General features: G+C 69.5%; 17 protein-coding genes. 16 read left to right on the top strand and 1 reads right to left on the bottom strand.

The genetic code is table 11. The features are described from left to right. The first annotated feature begins 88 nt into the window (after positions 1–88). The 16 genes from H9Y04_RS24530 (at position 89) to H9Y04_RS24455 (ending at position 19412) form a co-directional block, all read left to right on the top strand. Positions 89–679, top strand: coding sequence for a hypothetical protein (locus H9Y04_RS24530; protein WP_236071275.1), 591 nt, complete (start codon positions 89–91; stop codon positions 677–679). Continuing rightward, positions 676–1446 (top strand): SPDY domain-containing protein, encoded by a 771-nt coding sequence (locus tag H9Y04_RS24525; protein WP_187816148.1) that lies wholly within the window; start codon positions 676–678, stop codon positions 1444–1446. The genes H9Y04_RS24530 and H9Y04_RS24525 overlap by 4 nt, the downstream gene beginning before the upstream one ends. Positions 1447–1497: 51 nt before the next feature. Beyond that, on the top strand, positions 1498–3288 hold the full coding sequence (locus tag H9Y04_RS24520) for a type IV secretory system conjugative DNA transfer family protein (RefSeq protein WP_187816147.1): 1791 nt from the start codon (positions 1498–1500) through the stop codon (positions 3286–3288). A 333-nt stretch (positions 3289–3621) separates the two neighbouring features. Beyond that, positions 3622–4386 carry a hypothetical protein gene (locus H9Y04_RS24515; RefSeq protein ID WP_187816146.1) on the top strand — a complete coding sequence of 255 codons (765 nt, stop codon included), beginning with the start codon at positions 3622–3624 and terminating at the stop codon, positions 4384–4386. Positions 4387–4490: 104 nt separating this feature from the next. Then, complete coding sequence (locus H9Y04_RS24510; RefSeq protein WP_187816145.1) at positions 4491–5261, top strand: hypothetical protein; 771 nt, start codon at positions 4491–4493, stop codon at positions 5259–5261. Then, positions 5258–5971, top strand: a complete 714-nt coding sequence (locus H9Y04_RS24505; protein ID WP_187816144.1) for a DUF317 domain-containing protein — start codon at positions 5258–5260, stop codon at positions 5969–5971. Before H9Y04_RS24510 ends, H9Y04_RS24505 begins: the two co-directional genes overlap by 4 nt. Positions 5972–6176: 205 nt before the next feature. Further along, the gene (locus tag H9Y04_RS24500) at positions 6177–6824 is read left to right on the top strand and encodes a hypothetical protein (RefSeq protein WP_187816143.1); all 648 of its coding nucleotides are present in this window, start codon (positions 6177–6179) and stop codon (positions 6822–6824) included. 274 nt (positions 6825–7098) lie between these two features. After that, the gene (locus tag H9Y04_RS24495; RefSeq protein WP_187816142.1) at positions 7099–7383 is read left to right on the top strand and encodes a hypothetical protein; all 285 of its coding nucleotides are present in this window, start codon (positions 7099–7101) and stop codon (positions 7381–7383) included. A 104-nt stretch (positions 7384–7487) separates the two neighbouring features. Next, positions 7488–8357 (top strand): adenine nucleotide alpha hydrolase family protein, encoded by an 870-nt coding sequence (locus tag H9Y04_RS24490; RefSeq protein ID WP_187816141.1) that lies wholly within the window; start codon positions 7488–7490, stop codon positions 8355–8357. Further along, entirely contained in the window at positions 8354–9619 is a 1266-nt protein-coding gene (locus tag H9Y04_RS24485) for a DNA cytosine methyltransferase (RefSeq protein WP_187816140.1), read from the top strand. Before H9Y04_RS24490 ends, H9Y04_RS24485 begins: the two co-directional genes overlap by 4 nt. Next, a complete protein-coding gene (locus H9Y04_RS24480; RefSeq protein WP_187816139.1) occupies positions 9620–10735 on the top strand; it encodes a DnaB-like helicase N-terminal domain-containing protein in 1116 nt (371 codons plus the stop codon). It abuts the gene before it with no gap. Between the two features lie 75 nt (positions 10736–10810). After that, entirely contained in the window at positions 10811–12166 is a 1356-nt protein-coding gene (locus H9Y04_RS24475; protein ID WP_187816138.1) for an SPDY domain-containing protein, read from the top strand. A 560-nt stretch (positions 12167–12726) separates the two neighbouring features. Continuing rightward, a complete protein-coding gene (gene cas7g / locus H9Y04_RS24470) occupies positions 12727–13917 on the top strand; it encodes a type I-G CRISPR-associated RAMP protein Csb1/Cas7g (protein WP_187816137.1) in 1191 nt (396 codons plus the stop codon). A 4-nt stretch (positions 13918–13921) separates the two neighbouring features. Continuing rightward, positions 13922–15391, top strand: coding sequence for a type I-G CRISPR-associated protein Csb2 (gene csb2, locus H9Y04_RS24465; RefSeq protein WP_187816136.1), 1470 nt, complete (start codon positions 13922–13924; stop codon positions 15389–15391). Then, on the top strand, positions 15388–18417 hold the full coding sequence (gene cas3g / locus H9Y04_RS24460) for a type I-G CRISPR-associated helicase/endonuclease Cas3g (protein WP_187816135.1): 3030 nt from the start codon (positions 15388–15390) through the stop codon (positions 18415–18417). The genes csb2 and cas3g overlap by 4 nt, the downstream gene beginning before the upstream one ends. Before the next feature lie 5 nt (positions 18418–18422). Continuing rightward, a complete protein-coding gene (locus tag H9Y04_RS24455; protein ID WP_187816134.1) occupies positions 18423–19412 on the top strand; it encodes a type I-G CRISPR-associated protein, Cas3-extension family in 990 nt (329 codons plus the stop codon). Between the two features lie 363 nt (positions 19413–19775). Here H9Y04_RS24455 and H9Y04_RS24450 read toward each other — a convergent pair whose 3' ends face one another. Beyond that, the gene (locus H9Y04_RS24450; RefSeq protein WP_187816133.1) at positions 19776–20027 is read right to left on the bottom strand and encodes a hypothetical protein; all 252 of its coding nucleotides are present in this window, start codon (positions 20025–20027) and stop codon (positions 19776–19778) included. Between the last annotated feature and the right edge of the window lie 2621 nt (positions 20028–22648).

Genomic DNA, 22648 nt, shown 5'->3' with positions numbered 1-22648 from the left:
CGACCACTTCCTGGCCTTCACCAGCATCGCCTGCACCCTCATCTGCTACCGCAGACTCACCAAATGAGATGACTTCTAAAGGCCCTCTTTGACCATCTCACTCGAACCCGCGAGCGCGGCGCACCGCCTCTATCTCAGCCAGCTCGCCATCTACCTGCGGCACAGCCGACAGATCCTCACCGCCTGGGACCACTACTCCGACCAGCACTCCGACCCCGAGACGTTCCAGCCCTATGACGAGGACGCCTACGGCTTGCGCCAGCAGAAGCGCGACGCCGACACCCTGTCCGCGTTCGGCCGGGTCTACTACCACGCCGACGAACTCGTCTATGTCGCCGAACAGCAGCTCGCCCAGCTGTCACCCTCCGCCCGGATCCGGCGATATGCCTGGCAGGTAGGGGAATTGCACGAGGCCACCCAGTGCCTGTACGCCGGCTATGCCGACTGGCGCGCGGTACGCGACGCGCTGCCAGAGAGCGCCCGACCCGGAACGAAGGCGTACGAGGAACCGCTAGCGGAGAGCTACGCGGAAGCCTGGTCCTACCTCGACCAGTGGGCGATCCACGGCCAGGCCCTGTTCGCCATCAACGCCTTGGCCCGGAAGCAGTTGCGTACGGGCTCCGGGGTCGCGGCCATCGCGAAGCCCGCGCCCACAGCCGCCGCTGCGGTTCGGCGGTGATCGGCGTGATCAACACCGTCGAGCAGGCGTTCATCGCCCCGCGCTACCTCGCGGGCATCGGCGATCCCGGCTGGATCACCCAGCCGCTGCACCGGGTTGCCGGTTGGAGCTACGGGCATGACCCGCTGATACCGCGGGTCATGCTCACCAGCCCTGACCAGCTCACGCAACTTCGTCTGGCCCCCGGCGATCCGGATGATCCGGATTGGTGGACCATCCGGCAGGCGCGTACCGCGGATCATCCCGCCTGGGCGGTCACCTTCCAGAGCCGCACCCCCGTCGAGATCATCGCCGCCTTCACCGACGCGCTGACCGACCCATCCGGGCCGCCCGCAGCAGAGCCCGACCCCTTTGCCGCGTTGCAGGACGCGGGATGGGAAACGCCCCGGCACTTCGGAGGGCTCGCAGCCCCCGATGGCATCACGCGCGTCGAGCGGCTCGGAACTCCCGGCAGCGACCTGTGGCACATCGAGACGGCGGTCATCCGAGACCCGACAATCTGGCGAGCCGTGTTCACCGGCACCACGCCACTGCACCTGATCGCCGCCGTGACGCAGTCGCTCGCAGACCCCGCGCCCATGATGCGCGACCCCCGCCGTATTCCAGGCTGGGCCCGCGACCGCATGACCGTGCATACCCGTCCCGTCCCCACGGCCGACGTCGCTTTCGCTCTGGAGCGACGCATAAGCAGCCTCGCCGAGCGGCACCGTCACGCGACCGACGTTCCACCCGCGCCGCCCGGACCGGCGCGGGGTCGGGCTCGCTGACCAGGCCGTCGCAACCGGCCCCCTTCCCTCCCCCCGTACCTGGAACAGCCCTTGCCCCAGCCCAACTCCACATCCACCGATGGCTACGACATAGCCTTCCGCGTCCTGGGCATCGCCCTCGCCATCACCGTCCCCCTGTCCAACCTCGCCTGGCTCGGCGGCAATCTCACCGCCTGGGCCACCAGCTCCGCCACGGCCCCCTACCAGCCGGTTCAGGCGCTCCTGCATCCCGACCAGCTATGGCCGGACCTGAGCGAAACGTCCCTCCTGCTCGGCACGCGCATCGCACCCGGCGCCGTACTCGTCGCCCTCGGAATCACCGCCGCCGTGCTCTACAAGCGGCACCGAGGCGGCGGCAGCGGGCGCAAGAAGCACGTGGACGGCATGGCCAAGCAACGGGACATCGAGCCGCTGATGTCGAAGGCCATCACCGACAAAGCGCGGTCGCTGCGCCCGAGCCTGAAGTACGCCAAACACATCGCCGCGGCCGACACCGGGATCCTCCTCGGCAATCTCCAGGGCACGAGGCATGAGGTGCGCATGGGGTACGAGGACGTCGCCGTCGCGATCATGGCGCCCCGCTCGGGTAAGACCACCTCGCTGGCGATCCCCTCCATCCTCAACGCGCCCGGCCCGGTCCTGCTCACGTCCAACAAAGCCGCCGGCGATGCCTACACCGCGACGCTCGATGCGCGAGCAGCCGTCGGCCGGACCTGGTCGATGGACCCACAGCAGATCGCCCATGCCGAACGAGCCATGTGGTGGAACCCGTTGGCCGACGCAAGGACACTCGACGGCGCCGGCCGGTTGGCCGGTCACTTCCTCGCCGCCTCCGTGGACGCGAGCCAGCAGGGCGACTTCTGGTCCAAGGCCGGCAGCAACATCCTGTCCCAGCTCTTCCTGGCCGCCGCGCTCGACGAACGGCCGATCACCGACGTAATGGCGTGGCTTGCCTTCCCCGCCGACCGCACGCCCCTCGACATCCTGCGCGACCACAAGTTCGCCGCGGTCGCCGCCCAACTCAAGGGCACCGTGGAGGGCCCGCCCGAAACCCGCGACGGTATCTACGAGACGGCCCGCCAGTACGCCGCCGCCCTCCTCAACTCGGAGATTGCCGCCTGGGTGACCCCGCAGAAGGACGTGCCGGAGTTCACGCCCAGCACGTTCGTCACCTCCAAGGACACGCTCTACCTGCTGTCGAAGGATGGCGGCGGAGGAGCCAGCGCTCTGATCGCCGCGTGTGCGGACAGCGTGATGCGGGCCGCGACCGCCCAGGCCGAACGCGCCGGCGGACGCCTCGACCCGCCGATGCTCGCGATCCTCGACGAGGCCGCGAACGTCTGCAAGATCAGCGACTTGCCCGACCTGTACTCCCACTTGGGATCGCGCGGCATCATCCCGATCACCATCCTGCAGTCCTACCGCCAGGGCCAAAAGGTGTGGGGAGACGCGGGCATGGACGCCATGTGGTCCGCCTCCACCATCAAGGTCATTGGCAGCGGTATCGACGACCCGGACTTCGCCGACAAGCTGTCCCGGCTGATCGGCGACCACGATGTCGAGACGACCTCCACCTCGACCTCGGAGTCCGGCAAGTCGACCTCGGTGTCCATGCGGCAGGAACGCATCCTGGCCGCCGACGCCATCCGCGCATTGCCCAAGGGCACCGCGCTCGCGTTCGCGACCGGCATGCGCGTCGCCATGCTCGACCTGCGCCCCTGGTATCTCGAGCCCGGTGCCGACGAACTCTCCGCCGCCTCCGCCCGCGCCTCCAAGGGCATCACCGCCCGCGCCATCGCCAAGGCCGCCCCGAAGCAGTCCGACTTCGGCCCCGCCGCATAGCATCCGCCGGCTTCCTCGATCCCCTCTGCGCACCGTCCGTCAGCCCACCTGGAACCCGCCTATGACACAGATCCACGAAGTCCCCAGCGACTGGAACCCCGACCATCGCTGCTGCCTTGAATGCGGCAACAGTGACCCCGAAGTCACTCTGCAGGCCCTCACCCACACCGCAACCAACCAGCAGGCACTCGCCTGTTGCAGGCACGTCGCGGACGTCGCCGCCACCCTCGAATCCTCCGCACCACCTCAGTACACCGCGGACGGACAGGCGCCGAGGCCCGCGACCACACCGACGGTGTCCTGCACACCGGCTCCTCGCCACCGCTCGCGCGCATGACCCCATCACCCACAGACGCCCAGCTGTTCGAGGTGACACCACCGCCGACGCCCGTCGAGCGCCTGCTCCACCTGGCAGATCAGTACACCCAGCACAACGACGCGCTCGACCTCCTCCTGCGCGCGACCGACCCGCCCGCGCCGGATGCCCACGCCGCCTCCGCACAGCATCTGGCCGCCGACACCCAGTCCGCCATCAAGGCGATCCAGGGCGAACGACTCTATGAGAGCACCGAGTTGACCGAGACCGTCATGCGACTGAAGCAGCTCACCTTCCTCGCCAGCGCCTCGGCCGACCTCAACACCGGGATCGCTCGCGAGCTGACCGCGCTGGCCCCAGAAGCCGCCGTCAGCTGCGCCATGACGCTGGCCGCCGAGGCCCGGCGGCGCCGCTGGGCCACCGCGCCAGCCCCCGACGACCAGCTGAACACCCTTCACCGCACGGCCCTGGCCGAGATCGCCTGCGGACACGTCGTGTCCAGCAGCTCTCTGGGCCGCGAGTTCACCCGCTCCCGCGAGCCCAAGGTGCTGATGAGCACCCTTCGCTCCCTGGAGACGAAGGGCCTGGCCGAGAGAACCGCCCGCTCGGCGCCCGCCGCCTACATCGGCGGCCCGCCCCTGGACCGCGTACGCCTCACCTCCGCAGGCATCACCGCCCTCGCCTCGGTCATCGACGCGCCGCCGGCCAGGCCGAGCACCGCGCCCGGCACCACGCCCCGCCCCCTGCCCGCCGCAGCGCAAGCCGCCACCCGAAGCCGCTGAACCCTCACAGGAGCCACCCCATCCCCACGCACCCACCCGACCTGAACGAGCAAGCCCGCCAACTCCGGCAGCTGGCGCACGACTTCGACGCCCTCAAAGCGCGCGTGCGAGACATCTCCTACACGCCCGGAACGGACGCCCTGCGCCACATCAGTCCCCTCCTCCTCCAAGCGCAGGACCTCACAGCCACCGCCCTGGTGCGCCTGAAGGCACTCGACAACAGCACGTACACAGGCGTCCCCGGCAGCCGGGCCAGCCTGGACCTGCTGGCCTCGGTCGTGTCGTCGTCCTCGCTCGCCGGCACCGACCTGGCCCACATGGTGCTCGCCAACCCCTACGAGGGCGCCGAGTTCGCCGGCTACCCCGCCACCAGCGAGGCGATACGCACCGCCCGGCACGCCGAGGCCATCCCGAAGATGAACGGGCACCTCGACGACGCCGTCCACCAGCTCGACCTGTGCGCGATCGGCTGCCACTACCTCGCCCACGGCATCACCGAGGACCTGGCCACCACGCGCGAGCACAAGCCGTCGGCCGTACGGCAGCCGACAGTCCCCGCGCTCACCTCTGCTCAGTACGACGCCCTCACCGCCCTGAACAGCGGCGGCCATCTGTATCGGAATCCAAACCGCAGGAAGGCCGAGACCCGAGTCGCCGCCAACAACGGAGCCCGCGTCTCCATGGCCACCTACCGCGTCCTGGCCAAGCACGGGCTGGTCACCAACGACACCCGAACCTCTCTGGTCGTCGGACAGACCATCACGGTCACCGAGCAGGGGCAGCAGTCCCTGACCCAGCAGCGCCCGCACATCGCGCCGACAACCACCGTGGTCGCCGCGCCCAAGGCCGTGGCCGCGCAGGGAGCCCACCGATGACCGCGCACGCGCCCGACGACCGAGTCATGGTCTCTCCCCGCTACATGGCAGGCGCCGGCGATCGGCTCGCCGACGTCCTCGGCCCGCTCATCCACCTCTTCGGTTGGCCGACACAGCACGACGCCACCACCGGGCACGTCACGATCGACAGCCCCGACGGCAGCCTGTTCGTCGACTTCGACCAACTGCAGCCGCTCGGCCGCTGGTGCAAGGTGACCCATCACGAGCCGTACTGGGAAATCGTGTTCAGCCGGCAGGCTCCCCTGGAGGCAGTCGCCGCCGTCACCCAGGCGCTGCCGCAGCTGCTCGGCGACACCCGCCACGCCGAGCAAATCCCCATCACGGACATGCCCGTCGACCAGCTCGCGACGCTCCACCTGTGGACCGTCGAGGACCGCGTGCTGACCTCCCCCGACTGGTACTGCCAACTCCTGCACACACCCGAAGACGACATCACTTGGCAGGCCGTGCACGCCTACTTCGAAAACCAGCCGCTGGCCACCTTCACCCACGACGTGCCCGAGGGCCTGGTGCGGAACTTCTTCGCCAACCTGGCAGCGCCCATCGCCGTGGAGCGGGCCTTCCGCGACATTCCCCTCAGCTCGCTCGATGAGCAGAGCGCATTGATCACCCCGGTCCGCGGGGCCGCGATCAACCCCCAGGTCGCACACGCCCTCGCCCGGCTATCCCAGCCCGGCCGTCGCCTATGACCCCCAACTGCCCTGTCCCGGAGTCATCCTGACCGAGAAGACCCTCCCCCTTGAGCCGGCCGAAGAACTCCTCGCGCTGGCTGCCGACTTCACCCGGCACAACGACGCCCTCACCCGGCATCGGCTCTACAACTCGAACCCCACCGCCTTCCTCACACACCGCACCGCGTCCGCCCAGCACCTCGCCCACGCGGCACTCGACATCGTGAACACCCTCAACGCCCAGTCGATGTACCACAGCCCCGACATCCGAGCGGTGTACTCGCGCGTACGACAACTCGCCCACCTCGCCACCGACACCGCCGACCACCTGATCGACGCCGTCGACATCCTCGACCACACCCGTGAGGGACTGCCCATCGAACTGGGCGACGACTTCCTGGCCGTGCTGTCCGAAGAGGAGGCACGCCAAGAGGCCGGCCGACGCATCACCCTCGTCACGGACCTCACCGCGCTCGGCGCATCCGACGCGCTGGCAGCCGCGGAGCTCTACATCACCGACCGACGCCGCCGGGGCCTTGCCCCGCAGCACCAACCACCGCCTATGTCTCCCGCGCAGCAGGCCGCGCTCCAAGCCGTAGCACGCGGAGAGGTGACCATCGCCGACGACGGCAAGCCCTACCTGCGCCGCGACGACCTGCGCCTCACCATCAGCACCGTCCGCGCCCTGGAGGCCCGCGGCCTCGTAGCCCGCGAGGACTGCCCGCTCTGGTTCCACGACGAGCGCCTCCATCTCACCGCAGCCGGGCGCCGCGACCTCGCCTGCTCGTTCGCACGGCCACCACGCCCCACCGCACTGACCACACGACCGGCTCCGCCCCTGCCGGCGGCCGCTGTCGGCCGCGCCCGCTGATCCCGCACTCGACTTCCCGGGAGACCTCACGCCCTCCGACACCCCCACCCCGCACGACATCGCGCGTGCCCTGGCCGCCCAGGTCCACCCTGATGCCACGCCTCGCGACGTCGTCGTCCACTTCACGCTGCGCCGCCTGGCCGCACCGCGCTACGACCACCGGTCCTCCGGCGGCCCCGCGAACGGCATCGCCCAGTCCCTGCACGCCCGGCTCTACGGACTCCCCGACGACCCGGACCCGGCACCCAACGCCCTCGACGAACTCCTCCAGTACGTGGCCTCCAAACGCGACGCAGACCAACAGCACGCCGTACTCGCTCAGCTCTCCGAACAGCTGCGCAACGCCGCCGAGATCCTCGAATGGGCGCGCGACAACGCCCACTGGCGAAGACTTCCCACCCCTACCTGGGAATGGCTGCGTACGGCCACAGACGCCGCGCGCGACCTCGCCGACGGCCTCGACGAGGTCGCCCCCGCCTTCGCCTCGCCCCGCGCCCCCGCCGCGACCCCGGCCCTGCCGGCGCCCGCCGCGCAGCGCGCCCCCACTCCCCGCCGCTGACCTCCGCCCACGGACAGCGCCCCGCTCACTGCAAGGACACCCCCATTTCCACAGACCCCGTATTCCGCTCCATCTCACTTGGCGCCGGAATTCAATCCAGCGCGATGCTCGCCCTGTCAGCCGAAGGAATTCTCCCGAAGGTCGACTACGCCATTTTTGCCGACACAGGCTGGGAACCGAAGGCCGTTTATTCGCATCTCGACCGCCTGGAGCGAGAGATAGCGAAACCGGCAGGCATCCCCATCCTGCGGGTCACCTCCGGAAATATTCGCAACGATGCGCTCGACCCCGGCCACAGATTCGCCTCCATGCCGCTCTACATCCTCAATCAGGACGGCAAGGCAGGAATGACCCGGCGGCAGTGCACCGGCGAATATAAGATTAAGCCGATAAAGAAGCAGGTCCGCGAACTCCTCGGCTACCCCTACCCAGCCCGCATCCCGCGAGACGTGTTCGTGGAGCAATGGGTCGGCATCTCCACCGATGAATTCCACCGCGCCAAGGACGCGGACGTGAAGTACATGCGCAACCGGCACCCGCTCATCGACCTGGGCTGGTCACGCAGCGACTGCATCCGCTACCTCTCCTCACTCGGATTGGCGGACACTCCCAAATCGAGCTGCCTTGGCTGCCCATTTCATGGAAACGCTCAGTGGCGGCAAATTCGCGACACTTCCCCAGCCGAGTGGGCGGATGTGGTGGAATTCGACGCCGCCATTCGCAAGGGAAACGCCCGCGCCAACGCCACCGGCAACCGCCTGCTAGGCGAGGCGTTCCTGCACCGCTCGCGCATTCCGCTGAGCGAAGCTCCGATCGACCATGTCACCGCCGCCGAATGGGCCGCGCTCCAGCAGGAACTCGGCGCCGAAGAAGACACGGAGCAACTGGAAGAGGGCGCCTCTGACGGGTGCTCGCCCTGGACCTGCCGAGGCGAAATCGCCGCCACGCAGGACGACTTCGGGCTGGCCACGTGATCGCGCTGGACCTGTTCGCCGGCCCCGGCGGATGGAGCCACGCATTGGCCGTGCTCGGCGTGCGGGACATCGGGCTGGAATGGGACGAATGGGCCTGCAAAACACGGGCCGCGCAAGGCCAGTTGACGATTCGCACCGACGTAGCGATGTACCCGGTGGGGCCGTTCCTCGGGAAGACCTCCGGGCTCATCGCCAGCCCGCCCTGCCAGGCGTGGTCGATGGCCGGCAAACGCCTCGGTCTCCTCGACCAGCCGCTCGTCCACCAGGCCGTCGCCGACCTCGCCACCGGCCGCGACACCCGCGAACAGCTGCTGGCCGCCTGCCGCGACGAGCGCTCGCTGCTCGCCGCCGAGCCGATGCGCTACCTGCACGCCCTCCACCAACAGGGGCAGCCCGAGTGGGTCGCGATGGAGGAGGTGCCCGACGTCCTGCCCTTGTGGCGCCAGTACGCCGCGATCCTGCGCAGCTGGGGGTTCTCGGTCTGGACCGGGATCCTCAACTCCGCGGACTACGGGGTGCCGCAGACGCGGCGGCGCGCGATTCTGCTCGCCTCACGTACCCGGACCGCCGAACCCCCGCCGCCCACGCATGCCAAGGTCGGCGAGCCCGAGTCGCTGTTCGGGCCGGGCCGCGCGCAGTGGGTGTCCATGGCCGATGCCCTCGGTTGGGGCGCCACCGACCGCCCCGTCCCGACCGTGTGCGCAGGTGGAGGACCGGGCGGAGGACCCGAGCCCTTCCCCTCCGGCTCACGCAAGACGCTCACCGACGCGCGCGACCGCGGCACCTGGAAACCTCAGATCACCCCGGCCGAGACGAAGTCCCCCCGGACTAGGGGAAGTTCGGCCAGCCCTCGCGCAGCACGGAAGTGCTGCAGGAGTGAAGGCCCCGACCGAGCCTGCGTCGGCGAGGTGAGATGGACGTGGTCGCTGCGCAGCAACAACCAAGCGAACGCGACCGTGCGCCGATCCGACGAGCCGGCCGGGACGCTGTTCTTCGGCCACCGCGCGAACGAATGCGTCTGGGTCGCCGAACCCCCTTCCAACGACGTCGGCGAGGAACAGCCGACGCCGGAGTCCATCCGGATCACCGCCCAGGAGGCCGGCCTCCTGCAGACCTTCCCGGCCGACTACCGCTGGGCCGGCAACAAGGGACAGCAGTTCTCCCAGATCGGCAACGCCGTGCCACCCAGACTCGCCGCCCACCTGCTGGCCCCGCACCTCGGCAAGACCCTCTGCCCCGACGACTTCACCCTGGCCGCCTAGATGCCCCAACCCACCGACCCCTACGAGGACGACCTGGACGACCTGCCCCCTGCCCAGCCAGTGCACTACGCCGAGCAATCCCTGCTCGGCGCGCTCCTCCTGGAACCACACCGGCTCGCCGACATCGGCACACTGGACGCTGGCCAGTTCAGCAACCACGCCCACGGCGCCCTCTTCCAGGCCATACGCACGATGCCGCCACCCGCCCCCGAAGCCCATCGCTCCGATCCCGCCTGGCTGAACACCGTCCTCGACGCGGCACGCCCGCATGCCCCCGGACTGACCGCCTCCTACCTCCACACGCTCATCCAGGTCTGCCCCTGGCCCCGGCACGCGCCGACATACGCCCGGATGATCCGAGCCGATCACGCCCGGCGCACGCTGCTCATGCACGCCGAACGCCTCGCCCAAACGGCCACCGACACCACCCTGCCCAACCCAGCCGCCACCACCCTCGACCTGGCCGACGCCCTCGGACAGTTCCTGGACACACTCGCCGGACAGTTCGCCCCGCACCCCGGCTCGCTGCCGCGTACCTCCGTGGCGGGCACCCTCGCAGGGCCCAGCGGCGAGGAAGCGCTCGACGAGGAACGGCTCCTCCTCGCAACGGCCACCGCGTACCCGGCAGAGCTGAAGGCCATGCGCTGGGTGCAGCCCGACGATTTCACGCTGCCCCTGCACGCCGCGGTGTGGCAGTGCCTGACCGCTCTGGTCCGCAACGGGGAGCCCGTGGACCCGGTCACGGTGCTCTGGGAGGCCCAGCACCGCGGACTCCTCACCGGCGGCGTCGACCCCGGCGACCTCATCGCCCTGATCTCCGCTCCCGTCGGATCCCCCGAATACTGGGGTGCCCGAGTCCTTCAACGCGCCCTGCTGGCCCGCGCATTCGACGTCGGCACCCGCATCACCGCCTACGCCCAGGACCCGGCCAACTCGCCGCACCAGCTGGTCACCGGCAGCCGCCGCGCCCTGGCCGACCTCACCGCCCTGCGAACCCGCTGGCAGCGCAGCACCACCCCGTCGTCACCGGCACCTCGCCAACCGCGCAGCCCGGCCGCCTCCCGCGCCGGTCCGGCGCCGAGAGCCACCACAGTCGGCGCACGAGCACTCAGATGACCCCACCCGCTCCGGCCGGTCGCGCGCCGGCCGGAGCCGTGAAACGAGAACAGATTGCCGCACCCCGAAGCAGACTTGCACCTCCGCCTCGACCTGCTCGACGGCCGCCCCGGCGCCGTCACCGCCACCATCACAGGCACCCCCACCCACACCGTGCGAGCCCTGCTCGCCGTCCACGGCTTCGAGCCCCTCGACGACACGACGATGGTCATGGCCCGCATCGACCGCGAGGAGGCGCACTACGCCGAACTGGCCGCACGCGCCCTGCGCGCCGAGGGCGTCACCGTGGACATCACGCCCCAGCTTCGCGAAGAGATCGACACCGAATGGACCTGGGCCAACTACCCCATGCCCTGGTGCTCGCGCGAGGAGATCCGCGAGGTCTCCAACGACGCCCAGCACATCTATGACGCCATCCGTCACGGCCGCCTGATCATCCACGCCCACGCCCACGACAGCCAGAACATCGTCGCCGTCGGCACGTACCGCGACGGCCCGAGCATCCACCTCCACGGCGAGAACCACCTGCGCGTGGAAGCACTCCGATACGACAGCCCCACCGCGGCCATCGCCGAGTTCGAGCGCCTCTACGGCAACGCCGTACGCCCCGGCCCCGCCCCGGCCACCAACATTGAACGTGCTGTGCAGCAGGCACGAACCGCGCCGGCGCCCGGTACGGCCAACACCCAACCGCGCCTGGCCACGGCCGAGCCCGTCGAGGTGCCTGCGGCCGACACCGGCAACCACGAAGGACTCCTGAAGGACTTTCTCGAGTCACATCCAGAGTGGGAGAAGTGGCGCACCTGGTCCGACGAAACCACCCACGCTGTCCACGAATCCCTCGTCCTGCGCGCCGAGTTCGTCCACGAAGCCGAAGCCGACGACACCCAGTGGACGATCGCCGCATACGAGAGCCCGGTCAGCGACCGCCTCTGGCACGCCACGGCCACGGCCTGCACCCCGGTTCAAGTCGTGGCCACACTGCTCGACGCCCTCGCATCCCAGTCAGCATGGAGCGCCGGACCTGTTACCGGCGTCTTCGAGAGCACAATGACCCATGCACTGCTCCCGCTCACCGACGCCAACTGGAAACACACCGTCGACGGTCGCCGGGTTAGTTGGGAACCACCCGGCAAAGAGCCGGTCGGCGTGCAGTTCGACGCGGGCGCCGCAGGCATGAGGCCCGATAGCCCTCTGCCGACATGGACCATCTGGGGCGGCAACACCGCACACCAGCCCACCTGGACACTCCATCTCTCTGCACGCACCCCCTCGGCTGTCCTGTACGACGTTGCCTGCGAACTCGCCGAAGGGCTGGGACATCGCCAGGTGAGCACCACGGCGTCTCGGCCTGCCCGGCTGGCTGCCCCGCCTCCGGTGCCGTCGCTCCCGGGCCAGACCCAGACATCCTCCTCAACTCGGCCCCGCTGAGCCAGTCAACTGCTCGCCTCGCCGCGACTCGCGCTGCACAGAAGAATTGCAGCATCGGCTCCGGGTGGGACATCTCACAAGGCAGCCCTTCACGAGGCGGCGCAGGTGCCATCGCCGGACCCGAGAGGCAATCTGTGGCCCCGGAGAAGAGGAGTTGCGGCAAGTGCATCTCCGCCACGTCGGCCCTGCCTTCCGGCCAGTGGAGTCTCGGTATGGCGCGAATGCCACCAACACGCCTTAAAGCCCAACTCAGTTCACAAGCCGGAGCGAGCAGGGTCTGGGGTGGCCGCCATCCCGGCGATTCTGTGCCTCGCCAGGCGATCCCACGTCGTCCCAGCCAGCCCCGAGCCTTCGGCATGCAGCGCCCACACCTAGGCCCCGGTGCCTGAGCGTGGGCACCTTAGCGACCGTCACTGACAGAGCATCATTTTGGCCACATCAGCCGATTTGAGCCATAGGCGTCCGGCTGCTTCCATGGCGTCTGCCTCGCCCCGCTGACCTGCAGTTTTCCTTGGTTTCGGCGGCGTGGCACGTCATTGCCGAGAAACGAAGGGCCTGTTGTGAAGGACGTCTACGAGCGGTTGCTGGCAGCTGCGAGCCTGCGGTCCGCGGACGGTGCTATACGCGTCGTATCTGACTACGAACCGCTGGGCGGCATCGGTACGCCGCTGTTTCCGCCGACGGTCAAGGTGAAGGCGACGGATGCCGCCGGATATCTGGTTGAGCCGCGATACGTGGACGGGGAAGAGACGAAGGTCGTGCTGCTGGACCAGCGCCAGTCGCAGGCCAACAGGTGCGAGGCGGCTCTGCTGGACGCGGTACGCGGCGGGGAGGTGTTCATCCCCCACCTGGAGATGGCCACCGAGTCTGAAGGCATGCCGGTGCGGATGACGAGCCTGGATGCGCCGCACCGGTCCCGGGATGCGTACTTCCGCGATTCGGTGGACAGCTCGGGGACCAAGTTCGACGACACCGAGGCCGGCGCGGCTCTGCGTGATGCCAGTGCACGCGATGTCAGCGCCTATCTGCGTCTGGTTCCCAGTGATCTGGCCTATGGAGTGTGGGATTCGCACCGTAAGCGGCGGATCCAGGTGAAGATCCCCCGCACCTACACGTCCGAGATGGTCGGTGTCGCTCCCCTGGTCGGGGTACGGGCCGCGGGTCGCGTGGACCGGCTCAACCTAGCGGGCGACACGGTGGAGTTGACTGAGTCGGGCTGGGCTCCGCCTGCCGGCGGCAAGCCGAAGAAGGGCGCGAAGACGGCCCGCATGTCCGAGCTGGGGCACGGCATGATCCCGCCGTCCGAAGGACTGGGCGGGGTGTCCGTCACCTCGGTGCAGCGCAGTGCCACGATCAGCCTGGCGCAGCTGTCGATGTTGCGATTCGGATCGGCCGACGAGGAGTACGCCGAGGCGGCCCGTGCGTTGGTGGCCTCCATCGCGCTGCTGGGCGACCGGCTCGCGTTCGCCTCTCCCGCGCTGCGGCTGCGGTCGGGCTGCGACCTGCTGATGATCTCGGAGCGCGTCGAGTGGGTTCAGCGGGGCTCCAACGGGCGCCCCGTGACCGAGCCCTTCGAGCTCTCCACGCCCCGCGAGGCGGTCGAGCTGTTCCGGATCGCGGTGGAGCGGGCCCACAAGGCCGGGGTGGAGTGGGCGGCCTCGCCCCTCGTCGTGCACCCGAATGCAAGCCTGCAGCAGGCCATCGACAAGTCCTACGTGATCGCCGGCATCGGCGAGGCCGAGAGCGAGTGACGGCGTGCCATTTCGAATAGCCGTCGACCTGTTGGATGCCTCGTACCAGGCATCCACGCTGGATCGCAGTCAGGCCGAGTGGCCTCCGCACCCTTCCCGGATCTTCTGCGCGCTGGTGTCGGTGGCCGACCCCGACGACCCGGTCCAGGACGCCGCGCTCGAGTGGCTGGAGCAGCAGCCCCTGCCGTCAGTTCGCGTGCCGGCGAAGAGCCTGGAGGCCGAGAGCCCACGTACGGCATGGGTGGCGACCAATGCGCCAGCCGCGAAGCCGGGGCATGCGGTGCTGCCCGGCCGTACCAGCGGGGGCAAGCCGAAGGTATGGCCCCAGCGCACGCTCGCACATCCCCTGGTGGAGTTCGAGTGGTCCACGGAGCCGTCGCTGGGCGTGCTCGCGGTGCTGGAGGTACTGGCCAAGTCGGTGCCGTACTTCGGGCGGGCCAGCGGACACGCCCTCGTGCACGCCGGCATCGTCGACCAGCCCCTTACAGACATCGACGATGACGAGTGGGAGATCTGGCAGCCCGCCAACGAATCGGCGCCCGCCCGTGCGGTGCGCTCGCTGCGGGCCCCGTATCCCGGGTACCTGCGGCGCCTTCGCGTCGCCTATGAGCACGGCGAGTCGGCCTGGCAGCAGGACCGTCCCTTCCCATACGCGCCGCGTGCTGCTCGTGAGCCGGACGCTGTCGAAGAACCCGCAGCAAGCCCCTTCACGGACCTGGTCTCCTTCGCCTTTCCCGCGCAGTTCTCGCTGGACCCGGGACTGACGTTGTCGGTGACCAGCGCCCTGCGGCAGACGGTGATGGACCGCCTGGAACAGATGGGACACGACGTCGAGACGATGGTCGCGGTCCACGGGCATAAGGACGCGGACGACGACCGGCGCCTGTGTGCGTATCTCGGACTGCCGTTCGTGGGGCACAAGCACGCCGACGGGCGTCTGCGCGGTGTCGCGGTTGCGCTGCCGGGCGACTTGGAGCCAGCCCATCGGCGTGCGCTGCTGGCAGTGCTGCTCCGTCTCGATGGCGGTCTCAGTGAACTGGCCGTCCGCGATGTCGCCAAGCCGATCCGCCTTGCGTATGTCCGCGCCGGTGATACTGAACTTGATTCCCTCAAGTCGGTACGGCCCGAGCGGTGGACGCGCCCCTCGCGTCGGTGGACGACGGCCTTGCCGATGGTCCTCGATCTGTTTCCCCGCCGCCGCGACATCGAGGGTGCGGTGGCCACCGGCTGCCGTCTGGCCGGTCTGCCAGACCCCGTCGATATCGAAGTGCTGCCCACCGGTGCCTTCTTGCCGGGGGCGCCGGAGCTGGCGCAGCGTGCTCTGCGCCGCAAGAGCAACGAGCGGCCCCTGCCGGTCCGCCATGTACGCCTGACCTTCGACACGCCCGTAGCCGGTCCAGTGGTGCTCGGCAGCAAGAAGAACTTCGGCCTGGGCCTTTGTCTGCCCATCGACCCGTGGGAGGCAGGCGCATGACCCTCGCACTCAAGGACTTCCCCGACTTCGTCGAAGCCGTCCACGGCCACCGCCCGTTCCCCTGGCAGACGGCCTACCTCAACCAGGCTGCGGCCGAGGACTGTTGGCCGGACCTGGACATACCGACCGGGCTGGGCAAGACCAGCCTCATCGACATCTGGCTGTTCCTACTGGCCTGGCAGGCAGCCAACGGGCGCGAGCGGACCGTGCCGTTGCGTCTGTTCTTCGTCGTCGACCGCCGCCTCGTCGTCGACCAGGCACACGAGCATGCCCGCACCGTGCAGCACGCCCTGGACACCGCCCCGGCCGACTCCGTCGCGGGCCGCGTCGCACAGGCCCTCCGTGCCCTGAGCGGAGAAGCCACCGCCCTGGAGGCCGTGCGGATGCGCGGCGGAGTGGACTGGGCCTCGCGCTGGCTGCGCTCGCCCGCCCAGCCCGCCGTCATCACCTCAACCGTCGACCAGTACGGCAGCCGCCTGCTGTTCCGCGGCTACCACACCAGCCCTCGGATGCGTCCCATCGATGCGGCCCTGTGCGGCATGGACGCACTGCTGGCCGTGGACGAGGCACACATTGCCCTACCCCTGCTGACCACGGCGATCGACTGCTCCGCCTACCAGCGCACCGCCTCCCACAGGCAGTTCGCCCACCGTGGCGTCCAGGTCGTCAGCCTGACAGCGACCGCCTGCGCCGACCCTTCCCGGCCGCGGCACTCCATCAGCGAAGCCGACCGCCAGCACCCCGTCGCGGGCCGGCGCCTGAACGCCCAGCGCCGCCTGACGCTCTGGGATGCCCGCCCCCTCGGCAAGGACGCAACCGCCTCCTTCGCTCAGGCCGCCGAGCAAGCCGTGGACACCATGCTGCCGCTCGTTGCGCGTCCCGTGATCGGCGTGGTCGCCAACACCATCCGAAACGCCCGCGCCCTGTTCCAACGCCTGTCCCATCGCACGGACATGGACGTGCTGCTGCTGACCGGACGCAGCCGCGCCACCGACCGTGACCGGCTCCTGGACAGCGGCCTGATGCGTGAGCTGTTCTCCGGCGTGAGCCCCGACCGGGAGCGGCCCCTGGTAGTCGTTGCGACCCAGACGGTAGAGGTCGGCGTCGACCTCTCGTTCGCGGGGCTCGTCAGCGAGAACGCTGCCTGCGCCGCACTGGTACAGCGCCTGGGCCGACTGGACCGCACCGGCGCCTTCGACTGGGCCCCCGCCATCGTCATCCGTGCCGGCGTCCAAGAGCCGCAGGACATCCCGGTCTACGGGGAGGCCGCCCACGCCACCTGGCAGTGGCTCGCCGAGCACACCCCCGTTGTCGACGCGGGCACAGTCGGCGCCGCAGATGTCCGCGGCGGCCTGGAGCAGGGCCTCCTCGTCAACCCCACGACCTTGCCCGCACTCCTGCACGGCGCCGATATCAGGGCGCTGAACATGCCCGCCCCGCGAATTCCCGTACTGCACCAGACGCTGCTGGATTCCTGGACACGCACCAGCCCCGCCCCCGTACCCGACCAGCCCGCCGCACCCTTCCTGCACGGCATCAACACCGCCCCCGAAGATGTCCAAGTGCTGTGGCGCGGCGACCTGCCCCTGCGTGAGGGGAACCCGGACTGGGATGAGTGGGCCGCCCGCATGGCCCAGGTCCCCCCGCACCCCGGGGAAACCGTCGCCATCCCCGCGGCTCAGCTGCGCCGCTACCTCACCCAGCCGACCGCCGCCGATGCCACCAGCGACCTCGAAGGCGCACCCCTCGACAACACAGTCCCGGCCAAGCAGAAGCGCCCGAGCATGGCCCCGGTCCTGCGCCTCGACATGCAGGACAACCAGTGGGTCCCGGCCACCGAACCGCACGACATCCGCCCCGGCAGCACGATCGTCCTGCCCGCCGAATACAGCGGCCACGACGCATACGGCTGGACCGGAGCCCCCGGCAACCCGGTCGTCGACCTCGGTGACTTCCCGCCCCGCACCACCGACAGCGCCCCCACGCGCCTTGAAGCCCAACTCCTGGCCCTGCTCGGCGGTTTCGACGAAGAGACCCTCCGCGCCACCGAGGCAGTGATCACCAGCGCAACCGCGCGCCTGCAGGCCGGCAAGGACGACGAGACCCCGACCGACATCGTCAGCCAGCTCCTCGCACGCCTGCTACACCTCCTGCCCCTACCGCCCTCCGGCGATCGAGAGATCGGGCAGTACACAGACCTGCTGCGCCAGCGCCTCACCACACTCCAATCCGTCACCACCTGGGACATCACCCCCAACGGCCGCTCCAGCCAAACCGGACACGCAATCTGGGACGCCAGCCAGCCCGCCCGCTTGATCCTTGTCCCCGCCCGCCCCGAACCCACCCGCGCCGAACGGACCGCGGGCGTCGGCGACGACAGCGCCGACGGCAGCTCACTCACCCGCCCAGTCCCCCTGGCCCAGCACAGCAAAGCCGTCGCCGCACGCGCCGCCGACTTCGCCCAACGCCTCGGCCTGCCCGCAGACTTGGTAGCCGCCGTAGACACCGGCGCATACGCCCACGACTGCGGCAAACACCACCCCCGCTTCCAATGCATGCTGTGCGCCGGCGACCGGCTGCTCGCCGAGTCCCTCGACGAACCCCTGGCCAAGTCCGGTATGGACCCCTCTGACCACACCGGTCGCCGCCGTGCGGCCCACATGGCCAACTGGGAACCGGAGCTGCGCCACGAAGCCCTCAGCTCCGCCGCCGTCCAGCAATGGCTCGCCACTAACCCCGAACACACCCGCGGCCTGGACAAAGACCTCATCGTCCACCTCGTGGCCTCCCATCACGGCCACGCCCGCCCCCTGCTGCCGCCCGTCACCGACCCCGACCCCATCGACGTCACCTGCACCATGCCCGACCAGCAGACCGTCACCGTCAACAGCGCCGCCATGGGCACCGACTGGACCGGCCCCGACCGTTTCCACACCCTCAACCGCCACTACGGCCCCTGGGGCCTCGCCCTGCTGGAAGCCGTCGTGCGCCTCGCCGACATGGCCTGCTCCGAGGAAGGCAGCTAACCCTCATGCCACGCCACGAACTCGAACTCCCCGCCCTCCTCAGCGACTCCCCCCTCGGCTTCCTCGCCGCGCTCGGCATCCTCCACCTCACCGAGCCCGTCCTCGAAGAGCCAGCCCGGCTCTCCTGGCGCGGCCCCGCCGCACCCGCCGTCCTGCACACCAGCCAGCCCCTCACCCACGCCGCGCTCGCCGCCATCCTGCGCGACCAACTCCCCGACAAGCCCGCCGAAGAGCCCCTTGCGCTGGCGCCCGGCATCTTGTCGCTCCCCCGCAGCGGCCCGTTCAGCGACGCCCTGCGGATGCCGATCGACCTAGCCCTGGACCGTCTGCGCGCTCACGCCGCCGCTGAGCGCGAGCACCGCGCACCCGCCGCACGCTGGTTCACCGCCCTCGTCAACCAGCTCAGCATCGGCCCCAAGGACAATAAGACCGCCAAGCCGCGTACCGCGCCCGGCCAGCCAGCCGACCTGTACACCACCAGCACACCCCTCTTCGGCCGCGGCGGGCAGATGACCCTCGCCAACAACTGGGCCAAAGCAGCCCACGAATGCCGCCGCGGCGAGACCCGCCTCCTCGACGCCCTCACCGCCTGGCGACGCGTCGACGGCTACGCCGGCGCCAACCTCGACCACCACTCCACCGGCGACGCCCACATGGTCAGCACAGGCAAAGCCACCCAACAAGGAGTCCCCGGCGCCACCTGGCTCGCCCTCCACGGCTTCGCCACCTTCCGCCTCACCGGCGACAGCACCCACTCCCAGACCACCAGCTGGGACCGCGTTACCACCAACGGCGCCCTCACCTGGCCCACATGGTCCCCACCACTCACCACAACTGGCATCACCGCGCTCCTTGAACACCCCCTCGTTCGCACCCCCAGCCCCGACCTCACCAAGCTCACCAACCTCGGCGTCACAGCCATCTACACCGCACCACGCACCCGCCTCCCCCAAGCCGACGGCCCCCTCCAACCCGGCCGACGCATCCACCCCTGAAGAGAGCCAGACATCACCTCGGAACCTCCAGCGAACGCTCCCAACCCCACCCGCACCGAAGCTGAATGCCCCAAATGCCCCTTACCTGCGCGCCGTCAACCCCATCCCAATCCGCACCCTCTGTTATCGCCGCTGCTCATGCACTCCGTCTCTGCGGTCACCTGCCGCAGCACCATCACGGCGCCTACATGTCGATGTCGTGGTCGATCTCCGACATGGCCGTCTCTGCGGTCTCCTGCCGCAGCACCATCACGGCTCACACGTCCACCGGGCCTTGGCGGCCGGGGCCGGCCCGTCTCTGCGGTCACCTGCCGCAGCACCATCACGGACCGCGCGGCGACTACAAGGTCCGCGAGCGTCCGATCACTCCTCTGCGAATCCATTTCGCAGCTCCATCACAGGGTCACAGTCATCCACCATGTGTCCGACGTTCCGCACCGTATCTGCGGTCGCCAGCCACAGCACCACCACGGCGACAAGGCCATCCAGCAGTCCCTGTTCGATGAGGAGCCGTCTCTGCGGTCGCCGCCGCAGCACCACCACCACGGCAGCGAGGCCCCCGAACCCGAGCGCGACGACCACGACCGTCTCTGCGGCTACTCGCCGCAGCACCACCACTGCTGTGTGGGAGTTGGGATCGGTCTCAGGCCCTGGCCAGCCGTCTCTGCGGCTGCCCGTCGCGGCACCACCACGGCGTCGCCGCGTCCGACCTCCTCAACCGGATCTCACCCCGTCTCTGCGGTCATATGCCGCAGCACCATCACAGCGCCGGAACCTCCTCTGTGACCCGACGACGCGTAGGCCGTCTCTGCGGTCATCCTCCGCAGCACCATCACGGCCTGCAGATGGTCATCACCCAGCTGGTACGTCAGCGCCGTCTCTGCGGCTACCCGCCGCAGCACCACCACGGCAGCGCTCTGCCGATGCTGATGACCGAGGACGGCCCGCCGTCTCTGCGGCCATCCGCCGCAGCACCACCACGGCGACATCATCATCCTCGACGTCGCGCCAGGCTCCGAGCCGTCTCTGCGGCCACCTGCCGCAGCACCACCACGGCGCGCAAGAGGCCAAGGCACGGGCCCGACTTGGCGACCCCGTCTCTGCGGTCACCAACCGCAGCACCATCACGGCAGCGCCGTCGACCACATCACGGGCCCCGTGACCGACCGTCTCTGTGGTCACACACCACAGCACCATCACAGCTGCCGGCGTCACGGATGCGGGAGCGTCAGCAGACCACCCGGCTTTACGCTTGTCGGCGGTCACCCGCCGCAGCACCACCACGGCTTGGTGCGCGGGTCGATGTCCAGGCCCGCGAACAGCGCCGTCTCTGTGGCTACTTGCCACAGCATCATCACGGCGACTACGTGGAACGCAACATCGCCAAACGCCGTGAGCCGTCTCTGCGGCCACCGGTCGCAGCACCACCACGGCGTCACCGACTGCAGCCAGCCCGGACGCGTCGGGCACAGCCCGTCTCTGCGGTCACTCTCCGCAGCCCCATCACGGCTATGCCGCCAACGAAATGGCCGACAACCATCGACCTCCGTCTCTGCGGTCACCTACCGCAGCACCACCACGGCGCCCGAACCCACCGCGGCCGCACCGGAACACGCCGCACCCGTCTCTGCGGTCACCTGCCGCAGCACCACCACGGCTCCACCGCCTTGCCGTTCAACAGGGCCCAGGCCCATGCCGTCTCTGCGGCCACCCGTCGCAGCACCATCACTGCTCCTTGTGCTCGCTCCACCATTCCTCGGAAGCATCACCCATCTCTGCGGTCACCTACCGCAGCACCATCACGGCACGCGCCTGGAGCGCGACGCGGCGTCCTACCGCGGGGCCGTCTCTGCGGGCACCTGCCGCAGCACAATCACGGCGTTGACCTGCCTATACTCCTGTATCGGTTCGCCACGGCCGGCTCTGCGGCCATCCGTCACAGCACCATCACGGCTCCAGCGCAGCGATCAGACGAGTGCTCTCGCGGCCGTCGTCTCTGCGGTCAGTTACCGCAGCACCATCACGGCGAAGAGATCGCTGACTACCTCGCCAAGTCCGCGAACGTCTCTGCGGTCGCCCGCCGCAGCACCACCACGGCGTCCAGAGCAGGGCGGCTCTGCTGGCACGGCTCGCCGCCGTCTCTGCAGTTACCCGCCGCAGCACCACCACGGCACGCGCGGGTGGAACGACAACACCCGCCTGAACCGCCCGTCTCTGCAGCTACCCGCCGCAGCACCACCACGGCGCGGAGCAAGCCGAGCGCACCGCCCGCAAGTTCGAGCCCGTCTCTGCGGCTACCCGCAGCACCATCACGGCACGCTGTTCATGAACACGCCTGCGCTCCGCCTCGTCCGTCTCTGCAGTCACCTGCCGCAGCACCATCACGGCTCGTAGGTGCCGCACACGTCGCTGATCGCCTGGCCCGTCTCTGTGGCCACCCGTCGCAGCACCATCACGGGTACGAAGAGCAGAACCGCCCGCGCGGCCAGCGCACGCCGTCTCTGCGGTCACCTGCCGCAGCACCATCACGGGTCCCAGTGCATGCCGGCCCAGCTACTGCCGTCGTCCCCCGTCTCTGCGACCACCCGCCGCAGCACCATCACGGCACGTACGCGCGGGCACCATCGTTCTCGCGTAGCCAGCCGCCTCTGCGGTCACCCGCAGCACCACCACGGCTGGGCCAAGACCCGGATCATCGACCTTCTCAAGTCCCGTCTCTGCGGCCACCCGCCGCAGCACCATCACGGCAGCGCAGACCAGTCGATCTCGGACGGAGCCCGGCCCACCGTTTCTGCGGCCACCCGCCGCAGCACCGTCACGGCGTTTTCGAGCGGCGCACGGTGACTTCCAGCGCTGGCACCGTCTCTGCGGCCAATCGCCGCAGCACTACCACGGCGCCGTACGCAGCACCTTGTTCAGCAGCGTGTCGGTGACCGTCTCTGTGGCAGCCACATGCCGCAGCCTCATCACGGCATCAGGATCAGCGCGATGAGGGCATCACGCGCGTCCCATCTCCGCGGCTACCCACCGCAGCACCGTGATCGTCGCGGCGGGCCGCATGGCCCTGGAGCCACCCGCGGTCACCTCCTGCAGCACCATCAAGGACGGCATTCCAATGCACGACGATATCCGTCTCTGCGGTGCCCACCGCAGCACCATCACGGAGTCTGTATCGCGCCGCTAGTGCTCGCTTCCCTCGCGTCATCTCGGTCTATCACCGCAGCACCATCACGGGT

Source organism: Streptomyces polyasparticus, assembly GCF_014493765.1.
Classification (GTDB): Bacteria; Actinomycetota; Actinomycetes; order Streptomycetales; family Streptomycetaceae; genus Streptomyces; species Streptomyces polyasparticus.
Note: the sequence above shows the minus strand (reverse complement) of the source record. Positions and strands in the feature narration are given on the sequence as shown.